The organism is Mameliella sp. AT18, assembly GCF_028807275.1.
In the GTDB taxonomy this organism is placed as follows: domain Bacteria; phylum Pseudomonadota; class Alphaproteobacteria; order Rhodobacterales; family Rhodobacteraceae; genus Antarctobacter; species Antarctobacter albus.
In genome coordinates this window covers 1-4,747 of the sequence record NZ_JARAMO010000204.1, presented here as the reverse complement: position 1 = coordinate 4,747, position 4,747 = coordinate 1, and the positions used below count along the sequence as shown (strand labels likewise).

At 60.5% G+C, this 4,747-nt stretch carries 4 protein-coding genes and 1 pseudogene; all 5 read right to left on the bottom strand.

Annotation, left to right across the window (positions count from 1 at the left end):
* Positions 1-23: 23 nt before the first annotated feature.
* Complete coding sequence (locus PVW46_RS17980) at positions 24-1,292, bottom strand: glycerate kinase type-2 family protein (RefSeq protein ID WP_274577015.1); 1,269 nt, start codon at positions 1,290-1,292, stop codon at positions 24-26.
* Between the two features lie 25 nt (positions 1,293-1,317).
* A pseudogene (locus PVW46_RS17975) lies at positions 1,318-2,205 on the bottom strand (2-hydroxy-3-oxopropionate reductase); the annotation flags it as partial.
* Positions 2,206-2,257: 52 nt separating this feature from the next.
* Complete coding sequence (locus PVW46_RS17970; protein WP_274577012.1) at positions 2,258-3,250, bottom strand: D-2-hydroxyacid dehydrogenase; 993 nt, start codon at positions 3,248-3,250, stop codon at positions 2,258-2,260.
* Between the two features lie 299 nt (positions 3,251-3,549).
* Positions 3,550-4,269, bottom strand: a complete 720-nt coding sequence (locus PVW46_RS17965) for a GntR family transcriptional regulator (RefSeq protein ID WP_274577011.1) — start codon at positions 4,267-4,269, stop codon at positions 3,550-3,552.
* Between the two features lie 145 nt (positions 4,270-4,414).
* A partial coding sequence (locus tag PVW46_RS17960; protein ID WP_274577009.1) for a DUF475 domain-containing protein occupies positions 4,415-4,747 on the bottom strand: 333 nt, incomplete at its 5' end.

Sequence of the window (4,747 nt, the reverse complement as noted above, 5' to 3'; positions counted from 1 at the left end):
CAGGCGCTCCCGCGTGCGCGGGGTCATGGTATCAATATGGCGCGAAAGTCATTTACGTTGGTCAGCGTCGGACCCGTCATGATCAGGTCCTTGACCGAAGAGAAAAGACTGTAGCTGTTATGATCTGCCAAGTCAGCACGCGGATCATGACCTGCCGCCCGGGCCCGTTTCAGTGTGGATGGCGTAATGACCGCTCCGGCAGCATCCTCGGTACCGTCGATACCGTCGGTGTCTACAGCCGCTCCAAAAACACCCGATGCCCCGTCGAGAGCAACGGCGAGACTGAGCAGAAATTCAGTGTTGCGTCCGCCGCGCCCGGGCTTGCGATCCCCGATGGTCACAGTCGTCTCGCCACCGGACAAGAGAACCGCGGGCCGTGGCACCGGCGTGCCATGTTTGGCGACCGCACCTGCGATCCCCGCCATGACGACACCTATTTCCCGTGCCTCACCTTCCAATGCATCCCCAAGCAGGAGCGGAGTGGTACCAGCATCCCGCGCCACCTGTGCCGCCGCGTTGAGCGACATCCGAGGTGCCGCCACAAGCTTGAAGTCCAGATCAATCATCGTCGCGCCACATTTGACTGGTTGTGACAGTGCTTCTCGGACGTGATCCGGCAGGTCATTGCCAAGACGATCAACGATGTGTGCAAGACTGCCGCCTAGCCCGGCATCGAGAACCGTCGGGCCCGAGGCAATGGCAAGTGGATCGTCCCCTGGCACATCAGAGATCGCCAAGGTCACCACCCTGGCCGGGGCAGCTGCACGGGCAAGCCCGCCGCCCTTGATCAACGAAAGGCGCCTGCGCACCCGGTTCATCTCGGCAATGGGCAGACCAGAAGCCAGCAGCCTGCGTGTTATGTCGATCTTGTCTTCAAGCGAAAGCGGGGAAACCGGCGCGGTCAGAAGTGCGGAACCACCGCCGGAGATCAGCGCCAGCACAAGATCGCCTTTTCCGGCTGTGTGCACCATGTCCAGAATGGCCCGGGTCGCCTCGACTCCGTTAGCATCGGGTACGGGATGCGCGGCCTCGCGGACCGCGACGCGCGTGGTCGGCACCGCATGTCCGTATCGTGTAACAACCAGGCCGGACAGGTCGACATCGGGCCAGGCGCATTCGACTGCCCGCGCCATTGCGGCCGCAGCCTTGCCGGCCCCGACGACGATGCACCTGCCCGTTGGTTTCTCGGGCAGATGACTGGCCAGCACCTTGGCAGGGTCAGCTGCCGAAATGGCAGCGTCGACCATCCGCCGAAGCAACTCGCGCGATTTCCTGTCCTGCAGGTTGTTCATCTTGGCACCTCTGGTCGATTGCCAGTCAGGCACCGATTTCATGCGCCGCCATGGTCTCCAGCGCGCGGACCAGGGCCGAGTGATCCAGTTCCCCATGCCCCTGTGCCGCGCAGGTGTTGAAGAGTTCTTGTGCAAGCGCGGTCGACGGCAGCGCCAGCTTGAGGCTACGGGCCGATTCCAGCGCGTTGTTCATGTCCTTCTGGTGCAGCGAGATACGGAAGCCCGGCTCGAAGGTCCGGTCGATCATGCGCTTGCCGTGCATCTCCAGGATCTTCGACGAAGCCAGACCGCCCATGATCGCCTCTCGTACCTTGGCGGGGTCGGCGCCCGCTTTCGAAGCAAAGAGCAGGCCTTCGGACACCGCCTCAATGGTCAGGGCGACGATGATCTGATTGGCGATCTTTGCCGTCTGGCCTGCTCCGACCTCACCCACCAGGGTGATGTTCTTGCCCATGACTTCGAAGATCGGCAACACTCGGTCGAAATCCTCTTGCGCCCCACCGACCATGATGGACAGGGACGCTGCCTTGGCGCCGGCCTCGCCGCCAGAGACGGGCGCATCCAGGTAAGCACAGTCCAGCGCCGCAATACGGCTGGCAAAATCCGTCGTCGCAACCGGCGAGATCGAGCTCATGTCGACCACGGTCTTGCCCGCGCTCAGCCCTTCGACAACGCCATTTTCGCCAAACAGAACCCCTTCGACGTCCGGCGTGTTCGGCAGCATGAGGAGGATGACATCAGCCGCCTCGGCAACAGCCCTGGCCGAATCCGCAACCTTCCCGCCCATCTCGACCAGGTGCTGCGACTTGTCCTTGACACGATACAACTGAACGTCGTGCCCCGCCTCGATCAGATGCCCCGCCATCGGCTGTCCCATGACGCCAAGCCCAATGAAACCGATTTTCATGTCGAATAATTCCTTTTCTTGAGTTCAGGTTGCGGTCCGGGCCGCAAGGTGGACCGGCTTACCCCTTTGACCAGAGGTCCTCTTCGCTGATCCGGTTCAGCATCTCCTGCCCCGCCTGATAGCGTCGCAGGTTGTCGATGATCATATTCAGCGACCGTTCAGACCGATCCGGCAACTTGGCCGAGAAATGCGGCGTGATGAGCAGGTTGGGCGTATCCCAGAGCGGGTGATCCTCGGGGAGAGGTTCCGGCGTCATCACGTCGATCCCCGCGCCGGCTATGCGTCCCTCGGTCAAGGCCGCGATCAGGGCGTCCTGATCCACCACGGCCCCACGCGCGAGATTCACTAGGATCGCCGATCGTTTCATGCGGGCGAACTGCTCTGCCCCGATCATGTGGTGCGTGGCATCGGAGAGGTTGATCACCAGTGCAACGATGTCGGCCCGTTCCAGGATCTCGTCGATCCCCTCGCCCTTGTCGCTGCTATACATCTGGTCGACGCCCTCCGGCGCTGGCTCATCACGGCGCCGGTAGCCCAGGACCTTCATATTGAAGGCCTTGGCCCGAGTGGCGAGCGCCTTGCCGGTGTTCCCCATGCCGATGATCCCCATGGTACGCCCGGAGAGCGCAAAGAGATTGTCCATTTCCGGCACGCGACGCCATTCATGGCGTTTCTGCGCCTCGTAGAAATCCGGGTAGCGGGCGCAGAGCATCAGCGAGAACATCATCACATGCTCCGCCAGCGCCGGTCCGGACCGGCCGGCGGAGCCGGTGACGATCAGCCCCTTTTCAAGGACCTCCGGACGGGCCGACTTCGTCAACCCTGCGTGGTCGCAATGCACCCATTTGAGCCGCGGCGCATCGACGAACCGCGCGTCCAGATCGCTTTTCAGAATGGCGATTTCCGCTTCTTCCAGGGCCGCGGAAACTGCGGAATCATCGCTTGTGTCGACCTTGATGATCCGGCCCGGCGGCAAAGCCGCCTCTAGCCGCGCCCATTGGTCAGCGTCAAAGGGGAGATCCTTGGAAAGGAAGGTTACCGTCTCTGCCATGTTCCGTGTGTCCTTTCATGTTCCCCGCCTGCTCGAAGGGACCGCCGTCGTCCCGAGAAACGGGCGCAGGGAGTGTCCGGCTGCGTCAAAGGGCAACCAAGTTTCACACATTATTTATTTTATTTAGTGTGTAATATGCAATCAAAACTATTGCAGCATCTACAAAAAAATCTCATAAGCTTTTGATTTATATACACACCTCAAGCACCCAACGGTCACAATCCGGACGTTGGGGACACGCCGATAGCGGGGCGTTCCACAGAGGCTCGCAGCACTCGTCAATGTTGGCGCGCTGAACGTCAGCCAGATTTCTTCAGGCGCTTACGGCGCAACCGATCCAGGAAGGCCGTTTGCGTATGGCTGAGGTGTACCTCGATCGCATGGGCGGCTTCCTCTGCCTCCCCTTTTTCGACCGCCTCGACAATGCGCCAATGTTCGGCAATCGACCGACGCATCTGCGCAAGGTTCAGCGGATCGGATTTCGACATGGCCTGAAGCCACCGGTCGTGTTTACGGATGATCGCGACGGCCTCAGCATTGAAATGGTGGTCCACGATATAGTCATGGAACGCGAGGTTTGCCGTGTGATACGCGGGATAGTCCCCATTCTGAACCGCTTCCTCGCAGGCGTCCTGACGGCGGCGCAATTCCGCGATCTCGTCTGGCGTCGCGGTCTCTACGAAGGATTTGACGATATAGGCCCAGAGAACAATCTTCAGATCAAAAACGTTCTGCAGCATGTCCTCGCTGATTTCACGCACACTGGCCCCGCGGTTGGGCTCGATCGTGACCAGCCCCTCGCCTTCGAGCACCTGTAGTGCTTCGCGTGCTGGGTTGGTGCTGGTGCCAAAGCGCTTGGCAATCTCGGAGACTTTCAGGCGCGTCCCCGCCGTGAGTCGCCCGCCAAAGATCTCTTCCCGGATCAGATGCGCAATTCGGCTGTAGCCGGGTTCCCGAACCTTTCTGGACTTTTGTCCGACGGTCCGGCTGCGCTGCGTATTCCTTGTTGCCTGATCCATTGTCATCCTCTCGCTCGAACACTTGTCTGACCGTCTTCGGAAGGCCCGGTCATTCCGATCCTTGAAATCCGCCGACGATTACAAGATCCCAACACTGTATACCAATACGACGAAGTTACACATTATGTGCCACTGCCCCCTGCCATCAACAGGCAACCGCGCGGTTCCGGCGTATCGACGACCAGAGCGCAAGGCCGATCATGGCCACGCCTCCTAGTCCGGTCACCACTTCGGGGATATGCACGATCGACTGTGCGAACATGATGACCGACAGAACGATGATCGCGTAAAACGCCCCGTGCTCAAGATAACAGTACTGTTTCAGCGTGCCGCGCTCGACCAGCATGATCGTCATCGAACGGACGAACATGGCCCCGATCCCAAGCCCGATCGCAATCACCAGCAGGTTCTGCGACAGGGCAAATGCCCCGATCACCCCGTCGAAGGAAAACGAGGCATCCAGCACCTCGAGGTAGAG

What these genes read in the sequence shown, in the direction of transcription:
- PVW46_RS17980 (WP_274577015.1), bottom strand. Translation starts at nt 1,292, where the DNA reads ATGAACAACCTGCAGGACAGGAAATCGCGCGAGTTGCTTCGGCGGATG.
- PVW46_RS17970 (WP_274577012.1), bottom strand. Translation starts at nt 3,250, where the DNA reads ATGGCAGAGACGGTAACCTTCCTTTCCAAGGATCTCCCCTTTGACGCT.
- PVW46_RS17965 (WP_274577011.1), bottom strand. Translation starts at nt 4,269, where the DNA reads ATGGATCAGGCAACAAGGAATACGCAGCGCAGCCGGACCGTCGGACAA.